The following is a 24,229-nucleotide window of genomic DNA, read 5'->3' as shown; positions in this document are numbered from 1 at the left end:
TCTCTTATTTAAGTGCGTTAATATCAATCATTTTCGGGTTCTGAGCAGCATGTTTGTGTTCGCTGCCGGCGTATACATACATATTACCCAGCAATTTTGCGCCCAGTTTATTCTTGGGGAGCATGCCCTTCACTACCTTTCTCAGCAGTTTGTCCTCACCATTCGGTTTAGCCTGCAGACGGGCAGGAGTCATCTCTCTCTGGCCACCGGGATAACCGGTATAGGACAGATAAATCTTGTCAGTCCACTTATTGCCAGTCATTTTCACTTTGTCGGCATTGATAATGATTACATTATCGCCACAATCTACGTGAGGGGTAAAGTTGGGTTTATACTTTCCTCTCAACAGTTTCGCAACTTTAGCGCCCAGACGACCCAAAACCTGGTCTGTAGCGTCAACGATGACCCATTCTTTCGTCACCGTAGCTTTGTTTGCAGAAATGGTCTTGTAACTTAAAGTATCCACTCTTAAATGTTTTTTTAAAATGTTACTACTAATTGTTTTTTCTTCACCACTAGCTAACCGCCCCGGACAAAGGTCGATTAACTCGCTATGAATTAATTGCTTATCCTTATTAGATAATAATCGGCTTGCAAAGGTACGGTTTTTCTGCTAACTGACAAACGATTTAGTCTTTTTTTTGTCTGAGAGTCAGATTGAAAAAGCAACGTACTTACCAAAATATTTTTCCCCAACTGAAGAAAAATATTTCTCCAATCAGGGAAAAATCGATATTAAATTAAGCTTTACTCAGATGTCCTTATCCACATCAGAACTCTGCATTACGCGGCGTACGTGGGAAGGGGATAACATCGCGAATATTTGCCATACCCGTCACGAACAGCAATAGGCGTTCAAAGCCCAGGCCAAAACCTGCATGCGGACATGTACCATACTTACGAGTATCCAGATACCACCACATATCCTTCATCGGAATGTGAAGTTCAGTGATACGAGCCATCAGTTTATCATAATTCTCTTCACGTACACTTCCACCAATAATTTCGCCAATCTGAGGGAACAATACATCTGTACCCTGTACAGTTTTGCCATCCTCATTCTGCTTCATATAGAAAGCCTTGATTTCCTTCGGATAGTCTATCATGATGACCGGCTTCTGGAAATGCTCTTCAACCAGATAACGTTCATGCTCGCTGGCCAAGTCACAACCCCAGTAAACAGGGAATTCAAACTTGTGTCCTTTAGCAACGGCCTCTTCCAGGATCTTAATACCTTCCGTATAAGGCAGACGAACAAATTCCGTGTTTACAACCTTCTGCAAACGTTCTATCAAGCCTTTGTCCACCATCTTGTTCAGGAACTCCAAGTCATCGGCACAATTGTCAAGCGCCCATTTCACACAGAACTTAATGAATTCTTCTTCCAAATCCATCAGCTCAGACAGATCAGCAAAGGCAACTTCTGGCTCTACCATCCAGAACTCAGCCAAATGGCGCGGAGTATTAGAGTTTTCTGCACGGAAGGTAGGACCGAATGTATAAATCGCTCCCAATGCCGTTGCAGCAAGTTCACCCTCCAGCTGACCAGAAACAGTCAGACTGGCCTGCTTGCCGAAGAAGTCATCGTCGTAAATAATGGAACCATTTTCATCTTTCTTCAGGTCATAAAGGTTCTTGGTTGTCACCTGGAACATCTGACCGGCACCCTCGCAATCTGACGCCGTAATAATAGGCGTGTGGAAGTAGAAGAAGCCTTTCTGATGGAAGAAAGTATGAATAGCGATAGCCATATTGTGGCGAATACGAAATACGGCGCCAAAGGTATTGGTACGAGGACGCAAATGAGCAATCTCACGCAAGAACTCCATAGAGTGTCCTTTCTTCTGCAACGGATAAGTATTGTCACATGTACCCAGTACTTCTATTTCACGAGCCTGAATTTCTGCTTTCTGACCAGCACCGACAGATTCAGTCAACACACCGTTCACGCTCAAACAAGCTCCCGTCGTGATATCCTTCAATAGGGCCTCGTCAAAGTTTTCCAGATCGACAACGATCTGTACATTATTTATTGTAGAACCGTCGTTCAGCGCGATGAAGTTTACCTGTTTGCTACCTCTGCGGGTACGAACCCAGCCTTTCACGTTGACCATAGCGCCGAAATCTTCACGCTTCAGCAGGTCCACAATCTTTGTTCTACTAATTTTTTCCATAATTTCTATCTATATCTATAATTTATTCAAACGAGCCCATACGCAGGAAGTTCACTTCCTGTTCTGTCAGATAGCGCCAGTCACCACGACGCAATCCTTTTTTGGTCAGACCTGCAAAATATACACGATCCAACTTTACTACCTTATATCCCAAGGATTCGAAAATACGACGTACGATACGGTTCTTGCCCGAGTGGATCTCAATGCCCACATCGTTTTTCTTGTTTTCATCCGTATAGCTGATAGCGTCTGCATGGATTTCACCATCATCCAGCTGGATACCTGCAGCAATCTGCTCCATATCCGCCTTGGTCAGGTTCTTGTCCAAGTGTACATGATAAATTTTCTTCTTCAGATACTTCGGATGAGTCAACTTCGAAGCCAAATCACCGTCATTCGTCAGCAACAGAACTCCTGTCGTATTGCGGTCCAGTCGTCCTACAGGATAGATACGCTCTTCACAAGCGCCCTTCACCAAATCCATTACGGTACGACGAGCCTGCGGGTCATCCGACGTTGTCACTGTATCTTTCGGCTTATTCAGCAACACATAAATCTTACGTTCGATGTTCACCACCTGATCATGGAATTTCACTTCATCACCACGTTTGATTTTTGTACCCAGTTCTGTTACGACCTGTCCGTTCACAGAAACCACACCAGCCGTAATAAACTCATCAGCCTCACGACGCGAGCAAACACCTGCATTGGCTAAGAACTTATTCAGACGAATAGGTTCATTGGGATCGACAAACTGTTCCTTGTATTCAATCTGTTTCTTCTTGCTATACTTGGCATTCGGATTGTAATCAGCCGTGCGTGGGCGTTGTGGACGGCCGTATGCATTGTTTCCTCCACGATTATTGCCACGACCAGCATTCGAATTGAAACGAGGACGTTGCGGACGATCTCCCTCATTGCCATAAGAACGTTGTGCGAAACCGCCCTGCTCGCCAGACGCGTTAGGATTGAAACGCGGACGCTGCGGACGATCGCCATAAGCACGCTGACCACGTTCCGCATTCGGATTGAAGCGAGGACGTTGCGGACGATCACCACCTTCGGCATTGAAACGGGGACGATAAGAACGCTCCCCACCATACGTACGCTGTGAACGTTCACCCTCTTCAGCATTGTCATTAAAACGCGGGCGATAAGCATTGCCATAAGAGCGCTGCGGACGATCACCATTCTCCGCATTAAAGCGCGGACGATAAGACCGATCGCTACTGTAAGCCTTCTGCGAGCGTCCCCCATTCTCGGTATTAAAACGCGGACGATAAGGCCGCTCTCTGTTTTCACGGTTATAAGAAGAATGGCCGAAGCCAGCACCCCTGTACTGATTACCATCACGGTCAGCACCTTCATTTCTTTCTACACCTGACGCATCGCGCCAGCTTTCATTTTCTGTACTCATTGTTCTTTTTTATTCGAATAAAAATTAAACTTATCGGCCTCACGGCCTTATTTAATTGAAAATGGAAAATTGAGAATTGAAAATTTCAGTAATGGTTCATTTCAATTTCCCATTATCAATTTTCCATTATTTACATTCCCGTATAATTGTGCGGAGTAATGGCGCGAAGTTCCTTCTTGATATCTTCACTGACATTCAACTCCTCGATAAAATTCTTGATAGATGCTTCCGTAATAGCCTGATTAGTACGAGTCAGCGCTTTCAGTGCCTCATACGGATGCGGATATGCCTCACGGCGCAGGATTGTCTGGATGGCCTCAGCCACCACACTCCAGCAGTTGTCCAAATCGCGATAAATAGCCGTCTCGTTCAGCAACAACTTGCGCAATCCTTTCAAAGAACTCTGGATGGCAATAATAATGTGACCAAAAGGCACACCAATGTTGCGCAACACGGTCGAATCGGTCAAGTCACGCTGCAGGCGCGATACCGGCAACTTCACAGCCAAATGTTCCAGTATGGCATTTGCCACTCCCAGATTACCCTCCGCATTTTCGAAATCGATAGGGTTCACCTTGTGGGGCATCGCACTAGAGCCAACTTCACCCGCTTTAATCTTCTGTTTGAAATACTCCATCGAAATGTATTGCCAGAAATCGCGGTTCATGTCTATCATGATCGTATTGACACGCTTCATGGCATCGAAGATGGCAGACAGATTGTCGTAGTTGGAAATCTGAGTGGTGTATTCCTCACGCTCCAGTCCCAGCTTTTCAGCGACAAATCTGTTACCGAAAGCCTTCCAGTCATACGCAGGATAAGCCACGTGATGGGCATTGTAATTGCCCGTAGCGCCACCAAACTTAGCAGTCAACGGACAAGCCTTCAGTGTAGCCAGCTGACGCTCCAAACGGTAAACAAACACACGGATTTCCTTACCCAAACGCGTCGGCGAAGCAGGCTGTCCATGCGTTTTGGCCAGCATCGGAATATTGGCCCATTCTTCGGCATACGTGCGAAGCTGAGCAATCAGTTCCTCAATCTGAGGATAATATACCTGCTCCAGCGCTTCTTTTACGGAAAGGGGCACAGAGGTATTGTTGATATCCTGCGAAGTCAGTCCGAAGTGGATAAACTCCTTGTAATCGTCCATACCACCCAGCTTGTCAAACTGTTCTTTCAAGAAATATTCCACGGCTTTCACGTCGTGATTGGTCACGCTTTCAATTTCCTTAATGCGTTGGGCATCGGCTTCCGAGAAATTACGATAAATATTTCTCAGAGTTTCAAACACGCCCTTGTCTACCCCAGCCAACTGAGGCAAAGGCAATTCACACAAAGCGATAAAATACTCAATCTCGACCCGCACTCTATACTTAATCAGTGCAAATTCAGAGAAATAGGCGGCCAAGGCATCTGTCTTGCCCCTATAGCGACCGTCAATCGGAGAGATGGCGGTTAGTAAATCCAGTTCCATACGTCGTATTCAGTTGATAATTATCGGGCGACAAAATTACGTCTTTTTTCTGAGTTACAAGCCACAAAACCAGCATAAAAACTCCTTGTAACTGCAAAAATTATCAAAATCTACAAACGAAAAGCAAAGCTCCATCATCAGCCGTCCCCAATCCCTCACTCAACCATCCTCAAACAAACATACACGCCCAAACTATAAAACGATGCTTTATCGACGCTAAAACATAGTTTTGCCATCAGTAAAACATAGTTTTATTCTCCAACGACGAAAGAGATTTATTATCGAACAACAATCTATAAGATGGAAACAGTCATTACGATTCCGACATTTGAAAGGGGAAAAAATAAAGTCCCTCATTAGCATCGTAAAGATGAACATTACGCTCCTAATGAGGGACTTTAGCAACGCCAAGTGCCACTTGGCAAAAACGAATAACAAAGCTACGCTTTTTACAAAGCCGTAGAATGATGTTTGATCAGATTCATGAATTCTTCGCGAGTCTTGGCTTGATTAAAAGCACCTGTAAAATCCGAAGTCGTGGTAATGGCATTTTGTTTCTCCACGCCACGCATCTGCATACACATGTGTTTGGCTTCCACCACCACCATAACGCCCAACGGATTGAGCGTTTCCTGAATGCACTCTTTAATCTGAAGAGTCATACGCTCCTGCACTTGCAGACGGTGGGAGAATATGTCGACCACGCGGGCAATCTTACTCAAACCTGTAATATAACCATTGGGGATATAAGCCACATGAGCTTTCCCATAGAAGGGCAGCATGTGATGTTCGCACAATGAGAAGAAATCGATGTCCTTCACAATCACCATCTGACTATATTCTTCCTTGAACTTAGCCGAACGAAGCACTTCATGAGGATCCATCGTATACCCTTTGGTCAAAGTCAGCATAGCTTTTGCCACACGCTCAGGAGTCTTAAGCAAGCCTTCGCGCTCCACGTCTTCACCCAGCAGGGTCAAGATACGTGCATAATGTTCTTTCAGTTCGTCCAACGCAGGGGAAGTGATGATTTCTTTTTCCAGCATGATTTCTTTTAATTATAGATTATCAAACGGATGTCTCCGTTCTGTTATAGAGGAATATTTATCTGGTCTCTGACTATAGAAACTTCTTTAAACTGACCTGAGCTACGCAAACGCCTCATCATGGCATCAGCTTCCTCAATGCTCCGATAGTCTCCTACTCGACACAGCCAACGGGGAGGAGTAAAAAAAGTATAGACCAGCAAATCGGGAAAGAGTTCTTTGACAGACGCCGCCACCGCATGTGCTTCGTTCTTAGCCTGACGGGTATTGCTTCCAGCATATACCTGGACGCGATATCCAGCCGCCTTAAGGACCTGTTGTCCTTCAGCGACAGAAGCTGGTCGAGCCTTACCGATCAGCGCTTCAATGCGCGCATCCTGATGAACAGTAACCTTTCCCTGACCTGGAACTTTCTGCTCCAAACTCTCTATAATATTCTCTTGTGCCGTCGCAAACAAGAAGGCTGAAAGGCATGCAAGGGTTAAAAACAAACGTTTCATGTTACTCGGTATCTGTTGTTTAGGTGTAATAGAATAAAAAAGAATGCTGCGTTCGAAGCATGGCGCTTCTCAGCGCAGCATTTTCTTAATCAATATATCTTTCGATTAGTTGAAAGCATCGATAATGCCCTTGAAGTCAGCGACCTTCAAAGCAGCACCACCAATCAGACCGCCATCTACGTCAGGATTAGCAAACAATTCCTTAGCGTTTGAAGGCTTGCAGCTACCGCCATAAAGGATAGAGCAGTTATCAGCAACTTCCTTACCATACTTTTCAGCTACCGTCTGACGGATGAATGCATGGATTTCCTGTGCCTGCTCAGGAGTAGCAGTCTTGCCTGTACCAATAGCCCAAACCGGCTCATAAGCCAGAATGATCTTAGAGAAATCTTCTGCAGACAGAGAGAATACAGAAGCCAGCTGAGCAGCGACAACTTCGTTCTGCTTGTTAGCTTCACGCTCTTCCAGAACTTCACCAATACAGAAGATAGGTGTCAGACCATTAGCCAAAGCCAGCTTCACTTTCTCTTCCAGAATTTCTACAGTCTCATGATAGTAAGCACGACGCTCTGAGTGGCCTAAAATAACATACTTGGCACCCGTAGAAGCTACCATAGCTGCTGAAACTTCACCTGTATAAGCACCAGACTCCTTGTCAGCGCAGTTTTCTGCACCTACACCGATCTTAGCGGGATCTACCAACGGAGTAACAGAAGCCAAATGAATAAACGGTGTACAGATGATTACATCACAATTAGGCTTTTCATTAGCCAATACTTCATTCAATTCTTTTGCAAGAGCAATACCCTCCTGAAGGGTTTTGTTCATCTTCCAGTTTCCTGCAACAATGTTCTTTCTCATTTTGTCTTTATTTTTAAAGGGTTAATATAAATGTTTTTATTTTTTTCTTTCCACAAGTTCACCATCGGTTTTCACATGCCCAATCCTCTTTTCACGACGTTTGATGACCAATATATCTACAGCCAGCACCAAGCATAGAGGTACGATGAACCAAAGTAAGACCTTTCCCATCGTATGCCAAAGACTGACAAACTCTTCCTGCCCCACAGGTATTTTATCCAAGGAATCGTATAACGCATACTCGTCAGGCAAATTTCCATCGCTCCATTTGTGAAGAATCGTACCATTCTTCAAAAGGAACATACCCGGATTAGAGCGGATCATAGTCTTCAGCGCAATATCATCAGTCTGACAAAAAGGATATTCAGCTCCTGTCCGATCTCTCCATTGCAAGATATCTTCCTCTGTCGACGAAGTCAAGGCATAAAATCCATAGCCATGTTCAACACTATAATCATAAATTTCATTGATCAGATCAATATTACTATCGTCTGCCTGCTCAATCCGATGTGCAACCAACAGGAAAGTATAACCTTCATCCGTCAGCACCTTTTCCGTAATATCTTCCCCTGTTTCCACACTTAACATGGAGAAATCGTGTATAGGCGGCTCATATCCCTTTTCCTTCAAAACTGTACGCGCTTCTACAAAAGTCCAGGTGCTATCAGGATAATCTTCCAAAGAAAACTCCTTTTTCACCCCATCCTTTTCAAGAATGAAACGCGTATCATAAACTGAAGGTTTAGCCCCCTCAGGTATTTCCATTGCCTGCTTTATATTAACTCCAACCTTATAAGGACGAAAATCTATAATGGGAAGATTATGCTGGCAATAAACAGACAAAGCGAATACAAACAGAATGGTATACATCGAAAAGACCCATTCTATCTTACGAGTAATAAAACGGATGATATCTTTCCGCCAATAAAATACAGACAGAGAAGCGATCAACAAAACGACATTCTTTCCAAAAGTCTCCCAATTAGTTAAAATCCAAGCGTCACCAAAGCAACCGCAATCTGATACAGGATCGGCAATGGCAAGATACAATGTCAAGGGAGTCATTACTGCCATCAGGAGTAAGGCCATCCAAACACTCCATGTCTTTCGGATGCCCAAAAACAAATATACACCCACGCAAAACTCCAATGCAGCCAGCAAAATAGCTCCCAGAAACACTAAAGAAGGAGGAAACCATCCACTCAAGCCAAAAGCACTCAGGTAGTCCTGTAGTTTATAAAAAGTGCCAAACGGGTCGATAGCCTTGACAAAGCCGGAAAAGACAAAAACCCCTCCCAACAAAAAGCGACAGGCGTTCACCCACACCTTCCTGATAATATGTTTCTTATCAATCTCCAAATTCAATCTTAATCAAACCGAACACTGAATAATTTATCATATCCATATAATTGGCATCCACTCCTTCAGACACCAATGTCTGCCCCGCGAGGGATTCTATTTGCTTTGTGCGATACAACTTCATCAATATCAAGTCTGTATACGAACTTATGCGCATACTGCGCCATGCCTCATCATAATCGTGATTCTTTGCCAACATCAGTTCCAGCGAAGCTTTGGCATACTTGTCATACAAGGCTAGCGCCTCTTCGTTAGTCATATCCGCCGATTCGGCATAGCCTTTTTCTAACTGAATAAGTCCGATGATACCATAATTCACAATTGCAATGAACTCAGAGCGAATACCTTCGTCTACCAAAGAGACGCCTTTAATTTCAATACTACGAATACGGTTGGCCTTAATAAAAATCTGATCGGTCACCGAAGACGGACGCAAAATGCGCCAAGCCGCCCCATAGTCATGAAGTTTCTTGGTAAACAAATCACGACAAATGGTAATAACATGCTCAAATTGCTGTTTGGTATCTTTCATTTCCATATAAATAGGCTGCAAAGTTAGGAATAATTAAGAAATAAAGAAAAGAGGGTGCTCTAAATTATATTAAAGCACCCTCTCATATCAAGATTGTTTTACGTTTATCATGAGCAACGCAATACCTGTCCCGGCCGCAAAACCGTTTTGGTAGTAATACGGTTCAATCGACAAAGCTTGCTGACTGTCGTTCCTTGACGGGCCGCAATCTTCGACAGTGTATCTCCTCGTTTCACCTTATAGAATAAGTCACTACGCGATGCTGATCCGTTCGTATTCTTCACCTTCTTCTCGAAAGTATAAGTATCAGCTACAATATCCTGTTTTTCAAAGTCAAACATCAAAGCTGGATCTATAGCAATTCCCAAGAAACGGGTTTCGAAATGCAAATGCGAACCCGTGGAACGTCCTGTATTTCCACCCAATCCTATCGGTTCACCAGCCTTCACCAGCTGATCTACACCAACCAATTGTTTCGAAAGATGTCCATAAATAGTTTCCAAACCATTGTCATGACGGATCACAACATATTTTCCATATCCTCGTCTACCTTGATTGGCAACAACACGTATCTTTCCATCAAAAGCAGCACGAATGGTATCACCAATATAAACCTTGATATCCAATCCATAATGTGCTCTACGACGACGAGGTCTATATCCAAATATATCATTGATACGTGTATGTTCGGTCGGCATACAGAAACCTGTTAAATCAATCGTATATTTATCAGGTATAATGGCATCGCCATAAACATGAACAGAGGTTGTATTCCAAGAAGGATATATATCGAAAGCAGGATACATGGATTGCTCTACACGAATTTGCTTTTGCAATACCAACGAATCCACACTCTTCAGCTTTCTATCGATAGGTGCCTGACGGGCTATGAGATCTTGTGAAAAGGAGTTCAAGCTCACCATTGCCGCAACTGCACAAAGAAACAATTTAAATCCTGTATAATTCATTCCGCTTCGTCAATTTGTCTTTTCATATCCGCTAACGACATTACTATTTTCATGTCATCCAACACATGCGGATATCTGCTCTTTCAAAAATTGTTCCAAAGTTAGCATTAATCTTCGAAACGACGTACTCTGAATTAAGCATTTTTTCATTTCAGGCAAGCAACGCAGGCTTCAAACACAACAGTAAACAATTAAACAACAGTAAGTTATCTTGTTTTATGTTTTACAACATATCCAACATAATCAGCCAAATATTAACACCCATCAACTAATGGCAGCCCAATTGACATTGTTTTTGCGCAGAACCTTCAATTGCCTCCATAAGATTTCGTTTTTAGACAACTTTCTTTCCGGATCCTCATCCACAACTTTTTGTGCCACTTCACGTACATACTGTAATAGCTGACCATCACGAGCCAAATCTGCAATCTTCAAATCAAAAGCAACTCCACTTTGCTGCGTTCCTTCCAAAACACCAGGTCCACGTAACTTCAGATCAGCCTCTGCAATCTCAAAACCATCATTCGTACGTACCATAATTTCCAGCCTTTTACGCGTATCATCAGCCAACTTATAACCGGTCATTAAGATGCAATATGATTGATCAGCCCCACGCCCAACTCGTCCACGTAATTGATGTAGCTGAGATAATCCAAAACGCTCCGCATTCTCAATAATCATGACTGAAGCATTCGGTACATTTACCCCTACTTCAATTACAGTCGTAGCAACCATGATCTGAGCCTCCCCAGAAGCAAATAATTGCATTTGCTCATCTTTTTCCGCAGGTTTCATTTTACCATGCACCTTACATATCCTACAATCCGGGAACTCCTCACATACATGCAAATATCCCTCCTCAAGATTCTTCAGATCTATTTTTTCACTCTCTTTAATCAACGGATAAACGATGTAGACTTGTCTTCCTTCCGCAATTTGAGCTCGGACAAAACGGTATAAACTCTCCCGACGATTGTCAAACTGATGAATAGTTGCAATTGGCTTACGCCCTGGTGGCAATTCGTCTATAACAGATACATCCAAATCGCCATACAAAGTCATAGCCAGTGTACGAGGGATAGGAGTCGCTGTCATTACCAATACATGGGGAGGCTGTTCATTTTTAGTCCATAAACGAGCCCGTTGAGCTACTCCGAAACGATGCTGCTCATCAATAACTACTAACCCTAAAGAAGCAAAACCAACCGTATCTTCTATAACCGCATGAGTTCCTATCAGAATTTTCACTTCACCCGAAGCCAAACCTTGCAGAATAACTTCTCTTCGCTTTCCACGAATTGAGCCAGTCAACAATTCTACTTGCACATCCATACCACAAAGCAATGCCCGGATTGTTTCATAATGTTGGTTGGCTAAAATTTCTGTCGGTGCCATCATACACGCCTGATAACCATTATCCAAAGCTATAAGCATGCTCATCAGGGCAACCAATGTTTTCCCACTTCCAACATCTCCCTGCAACAAACGGTTCATCTGCCGTCCACTTCCTAAATCATGTCGTATCTCTTTTAACACTCGTTTTTGGGCACCAGTCAATTCAAAAGGGAGATTACGAGTGTAAAAAGTATTAAAGACATCCCCTATCCGACGAAATATATACCCTCTATACTTCCGCAGGCGATCGCTGGCATAACGCAATATATTAAGTTGCACATAGAACAATTCTTCGAACTTCAGTCGATACTGAGCCTTCCGCAATAAATCGGCATTACCTGGAAAATGAATATTCACAAGCGCTTCAGTTAAAGGCATCAGATGATGTTCTGTCAGAATCTCGGAAGAAAGAGTTTCAGGTAAAGGTTCGTGAAGTTGCTGGACAAGCGTCCCCATCAGCTTTTCAATCGCATTCGAATTCAGAAAAGACCGTTTCATCTTTTCTGTAGTATTGTAATAAGGACGCAATCCCATTGCATCCATTCTTACCTCCGTAACCAAATCCACATCAGGGTGCGCAATGTTGATACGTCCATTAAATACGGTTGGCCGCCCGAAAACAATATATTCCTGATGCACCTTATATTTCCCTGTCAGAAATTTAATGCCTTGAAACCAAACTAAATCGACAAAACCTGTACCATCTGTGAAATGTGCAATCAATCTTCGCTGTCGTCCCTCACCTGCCAACTCAAAACTGCGTATTTCCCCTTTCAGTTGAATATAAGGCATCGTTCCGTCAATCTCACGAATAGAGTAAATCCGACTACGATCCACATATTTATAAGGGAAATAATACAGAAGATCATGTAAAGTATAAATGCCCAATTCCTTGTTCAACGTAACTGCACGTTGCGGCCCCACTCCAGGCAAATATTTTATGTCTTGAGTCGTTAAATCGAACATTCTTCCAATAAAGCCGAAGCTATTTTCAAATCAAAAGGGGTCGTAATTTTAATATTTTCTCGATTACCTTCTATTAATGAGACAACCATCCCCATCGATTCGACAACAGACGCATCATCTGTAAATTGTGGACTATAAGGCTGCTCATAAGCCTTTTTCAACAAAGTCGCATCAAAAACTTGTGGAGTCTGCACTAACCGATATTCATCACGCGGTACGGTGACACTTCTCTCTTCTTGTACATGCCTCAACGTTTCAACAACATTAACACAAGGTACTACAGCATGTTTTTGTGAAGCTTCCGCATAACAGCGTCGAATCACATCTGAAGAAACAAAAGGCCGTACACCATCATGCACGCCAACCAAAGCAGGTGTTTCTACCAACGCCAAACCGTTTTTAACAGAATGAAAACGAGTTTCGCCACCATCTGCAATCCGATAAGGACGTTCAAAATGATGCTTCCTACACAAATCCTGCCAAAAAGCCTGCTGATCATGAGGAAGCACCAAAATTATTTGTATATCCTGATTGTAAGCATAAAAGGCATCCATGGTACGCATCAAGACTGGTACTCCACCAATGGGTAAAAACTGTTTAGGGATATCCCCACCCATGCGTATCCCTTTACCCCCAGCTACAATCAGAACATATTGCGTCATAAGAGTCTCATTTTGTAAGACACATGGCATTCTTTAACTCTTTCACCTTTTCTCTGCCGCAAAGATGTTCCACTAAAGCTAACGCAAAATCTATCGCGGCACCAGGCCCTTTACCGGTGATAAAGTTACCATCTTTTTCAACCATTGCACCCGTATATTCGGCTCCTTCCAAATATTTATCAAAGCCTGGATAGCAAGTAGCCTTTTTACCTTTTAATAAACCAAGATTACCTAATACCATAGGTGCCGCACAAATAGCAGCAATAGCCTTATTTGCAGAAGCATGCTTCAATAATTCCTTCCGTAAGTCTTCACACTCATTCAGTGTCGTTGCTCCAGGCAGGCCACCTGGCAACACCAGCATCTCTGCATCATAAAAATCGCAATTCACAATATTCTTATCGCATAATACAGAAATGCCATGTGCTCCTTTGACGATTTCATCTGGCGTAACAGATACCATTGCCACATTTACACCTGCACGTTTTAATACATCAACAGCTGCAAAAGCTTCCATTTCTTCAAAACCGTCTGCAAAAAAGACATAAACAGTTCCCATAGTCAAGTCCTCCTTTATTTCAAGTTAAAATAATATGTAATAGTTCCCGATTGATTATTTAATCCGCTGACGGCATTAAAACGGGCCTTCTTCGCCGCGTCTTCAGCCGCCTTGCGCAAAGACGAATTGACAGTATTGGTCTGCCGATTAATACTAGTAGCAATCACTTGACCGGCAGGATTTACAGTAATGTTCACAACAACCTTTCCTTCATCTTGCACATTATAAACAGGCTTGGGAAGTCCACCGGCACCGATAGAACGTCCGTTCAAGCTAAATGTACCATATCCGCCCACACCACTTGTAGCTCCTTCCGGAGCATTTCCTGTAGGGCTTCCTTGAATACCAGTTCCTTCTGAATTACCCTTACTTCCCATTTGTGCCCCTTTTCCAAAAGCACCTGCAACCTTACGACGGGCAGCTTCTTCAGCTTCCTTACGTTCACGCTCAGCTTTAGCCTCAGCCAACCGTCGTGCCTCTTCCGCCTTCTCAGCCTCAGTCTTTTCAGGTTTCTTCACTTTGTCCTTTTTTGTAGACTTAGTTTCAGGCTTCAACGCAACAGTTTCTTCCAACTCCTGAGTCATTATTTCCTGCTCAACAGCTTCTTCGGGTAATGGTTCTGCTTCTTCTGGCATCACGTCTACATCCACTAAAGAAGGGTCTGCAGTCCCCCATGCCTCAGACACTTCACCAAGCATCACAGGCATTCCCCCTTCCTCGGCTGGCGCAGGCACAATAAAGCCTGCCCATATCAAGAAAGCAATCAAAGCGACATGCACCAATATTGCCCCGCCTAAACCTATATATTTACCTTTCTCCTTTTGAGTCACAATCAGATTATATTATATGACAGTTAAAGCCAATCCGTTTGTTCTTTATCACTTCCCATCAGGCGGCCGTGTAGCCAGTACCATCTTAAAGTGATTCTCATTCGCAATATTCAGCACCTTCACAATCTCTCGATAGGGCACTGTTTCGTCAGCATATAAGGCAACATACATTTCCGGCTCTCTTTCCGCACATTGCTGTAAAAAAGGAGTCAGTTCTTCCAATGTTATAGTCTGTTCCTTTTCATTTCCAAAAGCTGCATAAAAATTCAAGTCTTTATCGATAATCACACGAGTCAAAGGTTTTGCCGATGTCTGTTGCTTACCTTGAGGCAACAAAACCTTTATTGCATTGGGCGAAACCACTGTCGATGTAATCATAAAGAAAATCAGCAGCAGAAATATCACGTCCGTCATGGACGCCATACTGAAATTAGGCGATATTTTAGCTCTTCGTTTTAGCATGGCTCATTCAATAAATCCATAAAGGCCATTGTCTTGGCTTCCATCTTGTTTACCACTCCATCAACGAGTGTCACTAAATAATTGTAGGCAAACATCGCAATAATACCTACAATCAGACCTCCTACTGTGGTAATCATAGCTTCATATATACCACCAGACAATAGGGTGATATCAATATTATTTCCTGCATTAGCCATCTCAAAGAAAGCGCGGACCATACCCGTCACTGTTCCTAAGAATCCAACCATAGGAGCTCCACCTGCTATAGTAGCCATAATAGTCAAGCCTTTCTCCAACTTGGCAACTTCAATATTTCCTACATTCTCAATAGCAGCCTGAACATCACTTACAGGACGTCCCAAACGGCTGATGCCTTTTTCAATCATACGCGCTGAAGGTGTATTCACACTGCGACAATAGGACAATGCCGCCTTTATCTCCCCAGCCAAGATATAATCCTTAATTTTATCCATAAACATAGGATCTTCTTTTCCTGCTTTACGGATAACATAATTCCGTTCAAACAATATATAGAAACACAGCAATGAAAGCAGTCCCAAAACCACCATTATCCAGCCGCCTTTCACAGCCATACTCCATAAACTCATCTCTTCCGGACCTGCAACCGGAGTCAAAACCGGATTGGCACCCGCTATCGAGTCAGCCATTGCCGGAGCCACTTGGGCCAATAATAACATTGCATTCATTAACGAAGACATTTTTTATATTCCTCAATGGTACGTTGCAAACCTAAGTACAATGCATCACTAATCAATGCATGTCCTATCGAAACTTCGTCCAACCAAGGGATGTTTTGATAAAAATAATTCAAATTCTCTAAACTAAGATCATGTCCAGCATTCAGTCCAAGCCCTAAATTGCGAGCAAACTTACCAGCTTCTACAAAAGGAGCTACAGCTTCTTCTCTATTTTTGGCATACCCCGAAGCATAAGGCTCAGTATACAATTCTACTCTGTCGGCACCGGCTTTAGCAGCATACTCTATCATTTCGACATCTGTGGACACAAAGATAGATGTACGTATACCGGCTTTATTGAAACGTTCAAGAACTTCACTTAGGAAGGCAAAATTAGTTTTGGTATCCCAGCCTGCATTCGAAGTCAACTGAGTAGGACTATCCGGCACCAATGTCACCTGATGGGGTTTTACTTTCAGCACCAGATCTATGAACTCCGGCGCAGGATATCCTTCTATATTAAACTCCGTACGCAATAATGGCCGCAAATCATATACATCTTTTTTACGAATATGACGTTCGTCTGGACGTGGATGAACCGTAATACCGTCTGCACCAAATTTTTCGCAGTCGAGCGCCACCTTAACGACGTCCGGCACATTTCCCCCACGCGCGTTACGCAGAGTTGCCACCTTGTTTATGTTTACACTTAATTTAGTCATAATTCCAACGCTAGTTTCGGGCAAAAGTACAAATAATAGTCATAAGTATAGAGGAATATTATAAAAAAATAGCATCTTTGCAAAGCTAATAACAAACCTGTCATATGAAATTTGCCATATTCGGAAACATTTATCAAGCCAAAAAGTCTTCGTACGCAGAACAATTGTTCAAGCTCCTGACTCAACATAACGCACAAATTTGCATCTGTCAGGAGTTCTACAATTTTCTGACAGAAACTCTCCATTTAGTTCTTCCACCAGTTGAGCTATTCAATGACGATGATTTTGAAGCAGATATCGTTATCAGTCTTGGAGGCGACGGTACCTTTCTGAAAGCAGCCAGCCGGGTAGGTAAAAAAAACATTCCTATCTTAGGAATCAATACTGGCCGTCTGGGTTTTTTGGCCGACATTTCACCCGAAGAGATGGAAAGCACCCTTGAAGATATCTACAACCACCATTATAAGATAGAAGAGCGTAGCGTACTCCAGCTGGACTGCAACGACAAGAGCCTGATGCACTGTCCTTATGCCCTCAACGAAATTGCCGTCCTCAAACGAGACAGTTCGTCTATGATCAGCATCCATACAGCCATCAACGGTGCTCCACTCACTACTTACCAGGCCGACGGACTGATTATCGCAACCCCTACAGGCTCCACGGCCTATTCACTCAGCGTGGGAGGCCCCATCATCGTTCCTCATAGCAAAACCATTGCTATTACCCCTGTAGCGCCCCACAGCCTCAACATGCGCCCCATCGTCATTTGCGACGACTGGACCATCACCTTAGACGTAGAAAGCCGCAGTCACAATTTTCTCGTAGCCATTGATGGTCGCAGTGAATCATGTAAAGAAACGACCCGACTGACAATCTCACGTGCCGACTATACAATTAAAGTCATCAAACGATTCGATCATATTTTCTTCAATACATTACGTAATAAAATGATGTGGGGAGCAGACATCAGGTAAAGTCCATCCAAAAAAGCACAGACAGTCTTCCTTTAATGGAATAAAATGCCTACTTTTGCGTAATAATCACTTTTAAACGGACTTTACAAGATGAACGAAGAGATAAAGAAAGCCTGCCAGGTGATGCGCGAAGGTGGAGTAATACTCTACCCCACGGACACCATCTGGGGTATCGGATGCGACGCCACCAATGAGGAAGCCGTGCGCCGCGTGTACGAAATCAAACGTAGGGCCGACAGCAAGGCCATGCTGGTGCTGGTCGACTCGGCTGTCAAGGTAGACTTCTACGTGCAAGACGTACCCGAAGTGGCGTGGGACCTCATCGAAGTGGCCGACAAACCGCTGACCATTATCTATTCGGGTGCCCGCAACCTGGCTCCCAACCTCCTGGCCGAAGACGGCAGTGTGGGCATCCGCGTCACGGGCGAGGAGTTTTCCAAACGCCTGTGCCAGCAGTTCCGCAAGGCCATCGTGTCGACCTCAGCCAATGTGAGCGGACAGCCTTCGCCACAGAACTTCAGCGAAATCAGCGAGGAAATCAAGGCGGCCGTAGATTACATCGTGGACTATCGCCGCGAGGAAACCACCCAAGCCAAGCCGTCGAGCATCATTAAACTGGACAAGGGTGGCGTCATCAAAATCATCAGACAATAAAAAAGGGACATGAAGGCAGAACGAAAAAATCTGTTGCAACGTTTCCTCGTCTGGCGCGAGAAAAACATCAAGGAAAAGAGATTCATCCTGATACTCAGCTTTCTGGTAGGTATCTTCACGGCCTTGGCAGCCTTGATACTGAAAGTGCTTATCCACTGGATAAAGAATTTCCTAACGGAGAACTTCGACACGACGGCGGCCAACTACCTCTATCTGGTATACCCCGTGGTCGGCATCTTTCTGGCTGGACTGTTCGTGCGCTATGTGGTAAAGGATGATATCAGCCATGGCGTGACACGCATTCTCTATGCCATCTCGCGACGACAGGGACGCATCAAGCGACACAATACGTGGTCGTCCATCATCGCCAGCTCCATCACCATCGGGTTCGGTGGTTCGGTCGGGGCAGAAGCACCTATCGTGCTGACAGGTTCGGCCATCGGCTCCAACCTGGGCAGTATCTTCAAGATGGAACACCGCACGCTGATGCTGCTTGTGGGATGTGGTGCGGCAGGTGCGGTAGCAGGCATCTTCAAAGCGCCCATCGCCGGACTAGTCTTTACGCTGGAAGTGCTAATGATAGACCTTACCATGTCGTCCCTGTTGCCCCTGCTGATATCGGCAGTAACGGCGGCCACGGTATCCTACATCGTAACGGGGCAGGAGGCCATGTTCCAATTCCACTTGGACCAACCCTTTGAACTGAACCGCATCCCCTACGTCATCATGCTAGGTATCTTCTGCGGACTGGTGTCGCTCTACTTCACCCGTGCCATGAATTCAGTAGAAGGTCTGTTCGGACGCTTGCGCACTCCCTACAAGAAACTGGCCGTGGGCGGCGCAATGCTGAGTATTCTCATCTTCCTCTTCCCGCCCCTCTATGGCGAAGGATATGAAACCATAGAACTGCTGTTGAACGGTACGACCAATGCCGAGTGGGACACGGTGATGAACAACTCCTTCTTCTACGGCCACGGCGATCTGCTACTCGTCTACCTGATGCTCATCATCCTCTTCAAGGTATTCGCTTCTAGCGCCACTAACGGAGGAGGTGGTTGCGGCGGTATCTTTGCCCCCTCGCTTTACCTAGGTTGTATTGCCGGCTTCGTCTTCTCGCACTTTAGCAACGAATTCGATGTGACGGCCTACCTGCCTGAAAAGAACTTTGCCCTGATGGGGATGGCAGGCGTAATGAGCGGCGTAATGCACGCCCCACTGACAGGTGTGTTCCTCATTGCCGAGCTGACGGGCGGCTACGACCTGTTCCTGCCGCTGATGATTGTATCCGTCAGCTCCTATCTTACCATCATCGTTTTCGAGCCCCACAGTATCTACTCCATGCGTCTGGCCAAGAAAGGTGAGCTACTGACCCACCACAAGGACAAGGCGGTGCTGACACTAATGAAAGTAGAGAATGTAGTAGAAAAGGACTTTGTGGTTGTACACCCCGAAATGGACTTGGGCGAAATGGTACGAGCCATCTCGAAATCGAAGCGCAACATTTTCCCCGTTACCGACCAGGAAGGAAAGTTGCTGGGCATTGTCTTATTGGATGACATCCGTAATATCATGTTCCGCCAAGAACTGTACCATCGCTTCACCGTCAACAAGTTCATGACTTCGGCCCCTGGCCGACTCTACGACACGGACAGCATGGAACAGGTAATGCGAACTTTCGACGACACCAAGGCGTGGAACCTGCCTGTTGTCGACCAGGAAGGCAAATACTTAGGATTCGTATCGAAATCGAAGATATTCAATTCGTATCGCGAGGTGCTGGTGCGCTTCTCGGATGAATAATCTTTGAACATATTCTAACCTATTAATGAACAACATGAAGAAAGAAGACTTAAGAATTGTATATATGGGTACGCCCGACTTTGCCGTGGAAGCTTTGCGCTGCCTGGTGGAAGGCGGCTACAACGTAGTGGGCGTCATCACCATGCCCGACAAGCCTGCCGGACGCGGACACAAGCTGCAATATTCGCCCGTCAAGCAGTATGCACTAGACCACAACCTACCCTTGCTCCAGCCTGAGAAGCTGAAAAACGAGGAGTTTCTGGACGCCTTGCGCGCCTGGCAGGCCGACCTGCAGATTGTGGTGGCTTTCCGCATGCTGCCCGAAGTGGTGTGGAACATGCCCCGTCTGGGCACCTTCAACCTGCACGCCTCCCTCCTGCCCCAATATCGTGGAGCTGCCCCCATCAACTGGGCCGTCATCAACGGTGAAACAGAGACAGGTATCACCACCTTCTTCCTGAAGCATGAGATTGATACAGGCGAGGTCATCCAGCAGGTACGCGTCCCCATTGCCGACACGGACGACGTGGGCATCGTTCACGACAAGCTGATGATGCTGGGCGGCAAGCTGGTAACCGAAACCGTGGACGCCATTCTGGACGGTACCATCCACAGCATCCCGCAGGAGGAGATGGGCGTGACAGGCGAACTGAAACCGGCTCCTAAAATCTTCAAGGAAACATGCCGCATCGATTGGAAGCAGCCCGTAAAACGAATCTACGACTTTGTACGTGGGTTATCCCCCTATCCCTCAGCATGGACTGAGCTGATACACCCCGATGGTACAACAGTTGTTTTGAAAGTCTTCGAGACAGAAAAAATTATTAAACCCCACAATTTGGAAACAGGAAGCCTTCTCACCGATGGCAAAACCTATATTCATGTAGCCGCACAAGACGGTTTCGTGAGCATCCGTTCCCTGCAACTGCCTGGCAAGAAACGTTTGAAGACCGACGAATTGCTCCACGGTTTCCACCTGGACAATTCGTTTAAAATGAAATAACAATGGAATAAGACAAGGAAAACAGCCTTTTCCTGTATAGAAAACAGTGAGATACTAAAAGCCTATGAAACCTATCATTTCCCCCTCTATTCTGTCGGCCGACTTTGGGAACCTGGCACGCGACATCGACATGCTGAACCGAAGTGAAGCCGACTGGTTGCATATCGACATCATGGACGGTGTCTTTGTGCCCAACATATCGTTTGGTTTCCCAGTCTTAAAGCATGTAGCCAAGTTGGCCAAAAAACCTCTCGATGTACATCTGATGATTGTACAACCAGAGAAGTTCATTGCTGAAGTTAAGGCGTTGGGAACAGAAATCATGAACGTACACTATGAAACATGCCCACACCTGCACCGTGTGGTACAACAAATACGAGAAGCAGGTATGAAACCTGCCGTTACCATTAATCCAGCCACCCCTGTTATGCTGCTAAAAGATATTGTTCGTGAAGTCGACATGGTGCTTGTCATGGGAGTCAACCCTGGTTTTGGCGGACAGACATTCATCGAGAACACAGTGGAAAAAGTACGCGAACTGCGCGAACTTATCACCCAAACCGGTTCAAAAGCATTGATAGAAGTGGATGGGGGTGTCAATCTAGAAACCGGTGCCCGCCTTATGAAAGCTGGAGCCGACGCTCTTGTAGCAGGAAATGCTGTTTTCTCTGCGCCTAGCCCAGAAGGAATGATTCACGCATTGAAAAATTTGTAAAGGTAACAGTTCTTGTTCATTGCTGCCCTACAACAGCACCCTTTTCTGCGACTGTTGTTACCGTTAGTCATAGGAATTGTATGTGGAGACGCTTTTCCGCATGCAGTTCTTATGATTATATCTATAGGAATCATTGTTCTTCTGACCTTCTTCCTCCCTATCTGTTTCCTTATGAATTGGAAATATTGGTTCGGAGGTTTTCTGTTCCTATTAATCATTACTACAGGTTACGCTCTAGCAGCCCACCAATTATCAGACACGACATTTCCGATCTCTAACCGTCCCACCATTTATCAAGTAACAATCAACCAAACGCCAGAAAAAAAGGCACGCAGCATTCTTTGCCCAGCCATCGTCACATTAACTTCCTCAAAAGACTCGACTTTAACTGATGTCTATAGTCATCCGCAGGTTCTACTCTACTTTCAGCAAGATTCTATAGCCGCTACTCTGAAACGAGGTGATCGTCTATGGATACATGCCCGCATCGCTCCTCCATCCAACAAAGATATTCCTCACGAATTTGACTATGCACGCTTTTTACAGCACCGTGGCATCAGCGGAACGTCTTTCATACCTTCAGGACATTGGCAAAAAGCCGGACATGATTCCTTACGGACTTTTAGACAAAAGGCAGCCGATCATCAGGAAAAGATTGTCAATCTCTATCGCAAATTGGGCTTCCAAGGAGACGAACTGGCCATACTTTCTGCCCTGACCGTAGGCGACAAAGATGACCTAAGCGAAGATATTATAGAGACCTATTCGATAACAGGCGCTAGTCATGTATTAGCATTATCAGGTTTGCATATCGGCTTTCTGTATGCACTGTTATGGTTTCTGACAACTCCCATTTGGAAGCGTTTCCGATTCTTAAAACTTCCGTCACTAGCCCTGATCATCATTCTTTTATGGGGATTTGCTTTTCTCACAGGATTATCCCCTTCCGTAGTACGCTCCGTCTGCATGTTTTCCATATTGACCTTATCCCATCTCCAACCAGAGAAATCCATTTCTGCCAACACACTGGCTGCTACTGCATTTTTCATGCTGATCATCCACCCTATGTGGCTATTCGACGTAGGCTTCCAACTCTCTTTTGCAGCCGTAACTTCCATCCTAATGTTTTATTCCAGATTGAACCATCTTTATCGCAGTAGATATTGGCTTATCCGTAAAATTTGGAGTCTGATGAGTGTGTCCATTGCGGCGCAAATAGGGACAGCCCCTCTGGTTATCTTCTATTTTGCACGTTTCTCAACACATTTTTTACTCACTAACCTATGGGTTATTCCCATGGTATCCTTCATTCTCTATGCTGCAATCATCCTATTATTACTCACACCTTTCGAGCCTTTGCAAACCCTCATAGCACCTTATATCGAAAAGCTCATACAAATACAAAACAGTGTACTCCAACAAATCGAGCTGTGGCCATACGCCTCTTTCGACCATCTCTATTTGGATGCCTACGAAGTCTTTCTTATATATCTGATATTATTACTATTCTACCGTTTTTTAAAGCTCCGCATACCAACTAACGCATATGCCTTGCTAAGTACTCTACTGATATTCAGCATCTATCACACAGCTATACTCGTCCGTCATACTCCATCTCCAGGCATAGCCTTCTACAACATTCCAGACTGTCCTTCAGTACACTGTCTGTCCAATGGACCACAATCATGGCTCGTGTGCTCTGACAGCATCCCTCGCACAAACTGGCTCTATCAATCATTGATCTCCCATTGGAATAGCATGGGACTAAGCGCCCCTATAATTTTGACCCAACGATACAACAGCCCTCCCATCCTTCTAGAAAATAACATTCTGACTTACAAAGGCAAACGTATTTGTTTGCTTAATCATAATCGTTGGAATACGAAAACTACTGAGCATCCTCTTCCTCTCGATATCCTTTACATTTCTCATGGCTATCGAGGTGGTATCAATGAACTTGCCTCCTTGTTCCACATTCAAACTGTTATTTTGGATGGTTCTCTTTCCAATTACTCAAAAAAAATCATAACAACTGAGTGTCTTCAATTAGGCATCAGCTATCGATTGCTTGATCAAGAAGGATACATATACATTCCTTTGAAGTAAATTCTTCTTTTCGATTATTTTCTCCTATTCCTGCCCTTTATCCGCCTATTTGCTTGCAAAAACAAGTAATTTCATTTCCTATACCATAAGAACAATATTTACATTTTCACAGAGACTCAAACCATCTATACATTGCTGATTTACAATAGTTTATATCCTTATTCCGTTATCTGCGAAATAACGGAAAAAAAGACAGGTAAAACCTAATAAAAAAGCATGATAATAATTTGATAAAGGCAGGCGAAAACAGTAGAAAAACAACATAGGAACTCATATTGACTCAAAATAAAAAAGAACCATTAATCAAACCAGAAAGGGCAAAGAAGAAAAGAAAAACAGAAAAGCAAAA

General features: G+C 44.4%; 23 protein-coding genes. 6 read left to right on the top strand and 17 right to left on the bottom strand.

Annotated elements, in window-relative coordinates; genetic code table 11:
• Positions 1-4: 4 nt before the first annotated feature.
• The 17 genes from rplM to BQ8005_RS14605 form a co-directional block, all read right to left on the bottom strand.
• A complete protein-coding gene (gene rplM / locus BQ8005_RS14685; protein WP_021846900.1) occupies positions 5-466 on the bottom strand; it encodes a 50S ribosomal protein L13 in 462 nt (153 codons plus the stop codon).
• Between the two features lie 304 nt (positions 467-770).
• Entirely contained in the window at positions 771-2,174 is a 1,404-nt protein-coding gene (gene asnS / locus BQ8005_RS14680) for an asparagine--tRNA ligase (protein ID WP_075318565.1), read from the bottom strand.
• 22 nt (positions 2,175-2,196) lie between these two features.
• Positions 2,197-3,591, bottom strand: a complete 1,395-nt coding sequence (locus tag BQ8005_RS14675) for a pseudouridine synthase (protein WP_075318564.1) — start codon at positions 3,589-3,591, stop codon at positions 2,197-2,199.
• Positions 3,592-3,721: 130 nt separating this feature from the next.
• Positions 3,722-5,068: an adenylosuccinate lyase gene (gene purB / locus BQ8005_RS14670; RefSeq protein ID WP_075318563.1), complete on the bottom strand. Its 1,347-nt coding sequence runs from the start codon at positions 5,066-5,068 to the stop codon at positions 3,722-3,724.
• 449 nt (positions 5,069-5,517) lie between these two features.
• Positions 5,518-6,114 carry a GTP cyclohydrolase I FolE gene (gene folE, locus BQ8005_RS14665; RefSeq protein ID WP_021846896.1) on the bottom strand — a complete coding sequence of 199 codons (597 nt, stop codon included), beginning with the start codon at positions 6,112-6,114 and terminating at the stop codon, positions 5,518-5,520.
• 44 nt (positions 6,115-6,158) lie between these two features.
• The gene (locus tag BQ8005_RS14660) at positions 6,159-6,614 is read right to left on the bottom strand and encodes an SPOR domain-containing protein (protein ID WP_021846895.1); all 456 of its coding nucleotides are present in this window, start codon (positions 6,612-6,614) and stop codon (positions 6,159-6,161) included.
• 105 nt (positions 6,615-6,719) lie between these two features.
• Positions 6,720-7,475 carry a triose-phosphate isomerase gene (gene tpiA, locus BQ8005_RS14655; RefSeq protein WP_021846894.1) on the bottom strand — a complete coding sequence of 252 codons (756 nt, stop codon included), beginning with the start codon at positions 7,473-7,475 and terminating at the stop codon, positions 6,720-6,722.
• 36 nt (positions 7,476-7,511) lie between these two features.
• Positions 7,512-8,834 carry a BT_3928 family protein gene (locus BQ8005_RS14650; protein ID WP_021846893.1) on the bottom strand — a complete coding sequence of 441 codons (1,323 nt, stop codon included), beginning with the start codon at positions 8,832-8,834 and terminating at the stop codon, positions 7,512-7,514.
• On the bottom strand, positions 8,824-9,366 hold the full coding sequence (locus tag BQ8005_RS14645; RefSeq protein ID WP_075319284.1) for a DUF1599 domain-containing protein: 543 nt from the start codon (positions 9,364-9,366) through the stop codon (positions 8,824-8,826). The genes BQ8005_RS14650 and BQ8005_RS14645 overlap by 11 nt, the downstream gene beginning before the upstream one ends.
• A 107-nt stretch (positions 9,367-9,473) precedes the next feature.
• Complete coding sequence (locus tag BQ8005_RS14640) at positions 9,474-10,334, bottom strand: peptidoglycan DD-metalloendopeptidase family protein (protein WP_021846891.1); 861 nt, start codon at positions 10,332-10,334, stop codon at positions 9,474-9,476.
• A 264-nt stretch (positions 10,335-10,598) separates the two neighbouring features.
• Positions 10,599-12,695 (bottom strand): ATP-dependent DNA helicase RecG, encoded by a 2,097-nt coding sequence (gene recG, locus BQ8005_RS14635; RefSeq protein WP_075318562.1) that lies wholly within the window; start codon positions 12,693-12,695, stop codon positions 10,599-10,601.
• Complete coding sequence (locus BQ8005_RS14630) at positions 12,683-13,357, bottom strand: 2-C-methyl-D-erythritol 4-phosphate cytidylyltransferase (RefSeq protein WP_075319283.1); 675 nt, start codon at positions 13,355-13,357, stop codon at positions 12,683-12,685. Before BQ8005_RS14630 ends, recG begins: the two co-directional genes overlap by 13 nt.
• Before the next feature lie 7 nt (positions 13,358-13,364).
• The gene (locus tag BQ8005_RS14625; protein ID WP_021846888.1) at positions 13,365-13,916 is read right to left on the bottom strand and encodes a DJ-1 family glyoxalase III; all 552 of its coding nucleotides are present in this window, start codon (positions 13,914-13,916) and stop codon (positions 13,365-13,367) included.
• Positions 13,917-13,930: 14 nt separating this feature from the next.
• Positions 13,931-14,746 (bottom strand): TonB family protein, encoded by an 816-nt coding sequence (locus BQ8005_RS14620; RefSeq protein ID WP_075318561.1) that lies wholly within the window; start codon positions 14,744-14,746, stop codon positions 13,931-13,933.
• A 48-nt stretch (positions 14,747-14,794) separates the two neighbouring features.
• On the bottom strand, positions 14,795-15,208 hold the full coding sequence (locus BQ8005_RS14615; protein ID WP_075318560.1) for an ExbD/TolR family protein: 414 nt from the start codon (positions 15,206-15,208) through the stop codon (positions 14,795-14,797).
• On the bottom strand, positions 15,202-15,915 hold the full coding sequence (locus BQ8005_RS14610) for a MotA/TolQ/ExbB proton channel family protein (RefSeq protein ID WP_075318559.1): 714 nt from the start codon (positions 15,913-15,915) through the stop codon (positions 15,202-15,204). The genes BQ8005_RS14615 and BQ8005_RS14610 overlap by 7 nt, the downstream gene beginning before the upstream one ends.
• Positions 15,915-16,628 carry a pyridoxine 5'-phosphate synthase gene (locus BQ8005_RS14605; protein ID WP_021846884.1) on the bottom strand — a complete coding sequence of 238 codons (714 nt, stop codon included), beginning with the start codon at positions 16,626-16,628 and terminating at the stop codon, positions 15,915-15,917. Before BQ8005_RS14605 ends, BQ8005_RS14610 begins: the two co-directional genes overlap by 1 nt.
• 104 nt (positions 16,629-16,732) lie before the next feature.
• Here BQ8005_RS14605 and BQ8005_RS14600 point away from each other — a divergent pair, with 104 nt between their 5' ends.
• From BQ8005_RS14600 to BQ8005_RS14575, 6 genes are all read left to right on the top strand, one after another.
• Positions 16,733-17,602, top strand: a complete 870-nt coding sequence (locus tag BQ8005_RS14600; protein WP_075318558.1) for an NAD kinase — start codon at positions 16,733-16,735, stop codon at positions 17,600-17,602.
• 90 nt (positions 17,603-17,692) lie between these two features.
• Positions 17,693-18,256 (top strand): L-threonylcarbamoyladenylate synthase, encoded by a 564-nt coding sequence (locus tag BQ8005_RS14595; RefSeq protein ID WP_075318557.1) that lies wholly within the window; start codon positions 17,693-17,695, stop codon positions 18,254-18,256.
• A gap of 9 nt (positions 18,257-18,265) precedes the next feature.
• Positions 18,266-20,056, top strand: a complete 1,791-nt coding sequence (locus BQ8005_RS14590; protein ID WP_075318556.1) for a chloride channel protein — start codon at positions 18,266-18,268, stop codon at positions 20,054-20,056.
• 34 nt (positions 20,057-20,090) lie between these two features.
• On the top strand, positions 20,091-21,059 hold the full coding sequence (gene fmt, locus BQ8005_RS14585) for a methionyl-tRNA formyltransferase (protein WP_075319282.1): 969 nt from the start codon (positions 20,091-20,093) through the stop codon (positions 21,057-21,059).
• A gap of 64 nt (positions 21,060-21,123) precedes the next feature.
• Positions 21,124-21,774, top strand: a complete 651-nt coding sequence (gene rpe / locus BQ8005_RS14580; protein ID WP_075318555.1) for a ribulose-phosphate 3-epimerase — start codon at positions 21,124-21,126, stop codon at positions 21,772-21,774.
• 12 nt (positions 21,775-21,786) lie between these two features.
• On the top strand, positions 21,787-23,880 hold the full coding sequence (locus BQ8005_RS14575) for a ComEC/Rec2 family competence protein (RefSeq protein WP_075318554.1): 2,094 nt from the start codon (positions 21,787-21,789) through the stop codon (positions 23,878-23,880).
• Positions 23,881-24,229: the final 349 nt, after the last annotated feature.

Origin of the sequence: Bacteroides togonis (assembly GCF_900130135.1) — a bacterium.
In the GTDB taxonomy this organism is placed as follows: domain Bacteria; phylum Bacteroidota; class Bacteroidia; order Bacteroidales; family Bacteroidaceae; genus Bacteroides; species Bacteroides pullorum.
This window is presented reverse-complemented; position numbering and strand designations above follow the sequence as displayed.

Bases quoted from the DNA above. Each gene is read 5' to 3' on its own strand.
- tpiA (WP_021846894.1), bottom strand. From the start codon at position 7,475: ATGAGAAAGAACATTGTTGCAGGAAACTGGAAGATGAACAAAACCCTT.
- BQ8005_RS14625 (WP_021846888.1), bottom strand. From the start codon at position 13,916: ATGGGAACTGTTTATGTCTTTTTTGCAGACGGTTTTGAAGAAATGGAA.
- folE (WP_021846896.1), bottom strand. From the start codon at position 6,114: ATGCTGGAAAAAGAAATCATCACTTCCCCTGCGTTGGACGAACTGAAA.
- BQ8005_RS14610 (WP_075318559.1), bottom strand. From the start codon at position 15,915: ATGAATGCAATGTTATTATTGGCCCAAGTGGCTCCGGCAATGGCTGAC.
- purB (WP_075318563.1), bottom strand. From the start codon at position 5,068: ATGGAACTGGATTTACTAACCGCCATCTCTCCGATTGACGGTCGCTAT.
- asnS (WP_075318565.1), bottom strand. From the start codon at position 2,174: ATGGAAAAAATTAGTAGAACAAAGATTGTGGACCTGCTGAAGCGTGAA.
- BQ8005_RS14675 (WP_075318564.1), bottom strand. From the start codon at position 3,591: ATGAGTACAGAAAATGAAAGCTGGCGCGATGCGTCAGGTGTAGAAAGA.
- recG (WP_075318562.1), bottom strand. From the start codon at position 12,695: ATGTTCGATTTAACGACTCAAGACATAAAATATTTGCCTGGAGTGGGG.
- rpe (WP_075318555.1), top strand. From the start codon at position 21,124: ATGAAACCTATCATTTCCCCCTCTATTCTGTCGGCCGACTTTGGGAAC.
- BQ8005_RS14590 (WP_075318556.1), top strand. From the start codon at position 18,266: ATGAAGGCAGAACGAAAAAATCTGTTGCAACGTTTCCTCGTCTGGCGC.
- BQ8005_RS14605 (WP_021846884.1), bottom strand. From the start codon at position 16,628: ATGACTAAATTAAGTGTAAACATAAACAAGGTGGCAACTCTGCGTAAC.
- BQ8005_RS14645 (WP_075319284.1), bottom strand. From the start codon at position 9,366: ATGAAAGATACCAAACAGCAATTTGAGCATGTTATTACCATTTGTCGT.
- BQ8005_RS14640 (WP_021846891.1), bottom strand. From the start codon at position 10,334: ATGAATTATACAGGATTTAAATTGTTTCTTTGTGCAGTTGCGGCAATG.
- fmt (WP_075319282.1), top strand. From the start codon at position 20,091: ATGAAGAAAGAAGACTTAAGAATTGTATATATGGGTACGCCCGACTTT.
- BQ8005_RS14660 (WP_021846895.1), bottom strand. From the start codon at position 6,614: ATGAAACGTTTGTTTTTAACCCTTGCATGCCTTTCAGCCTTCTTGTTT.
- BQ8005_RS14630 (WP_075319283.1), bottom strand. From the start codon at position 13,357: ATGACGCAATATGTTCTGATTGTAGCTGGGGGTAAAGGGATACGCATG.
- BQ8005_RS14615 (WP_075318560.1), bottom strand. From the start codon at position 15,208: ATGCTAAAACGAAGAGCTAAAATATCGCCTAATTTCAGTATGGCGTCC.
- BQ8005_RS14595 (WP_075318557.1), top strand. From the start codon at position 17,693: ATGAACGAAGAGATAAAGAAAGCCTGCCAGGTGATGCGCGAAGGTGGA.
- BQ8005_RS14600 (WP_075318558.1), top strand. From the start codon at position 16,733: ATGAAATTTGCCATATTCGGAAACATTTATCAAGCCAAAAAGTCTTCG.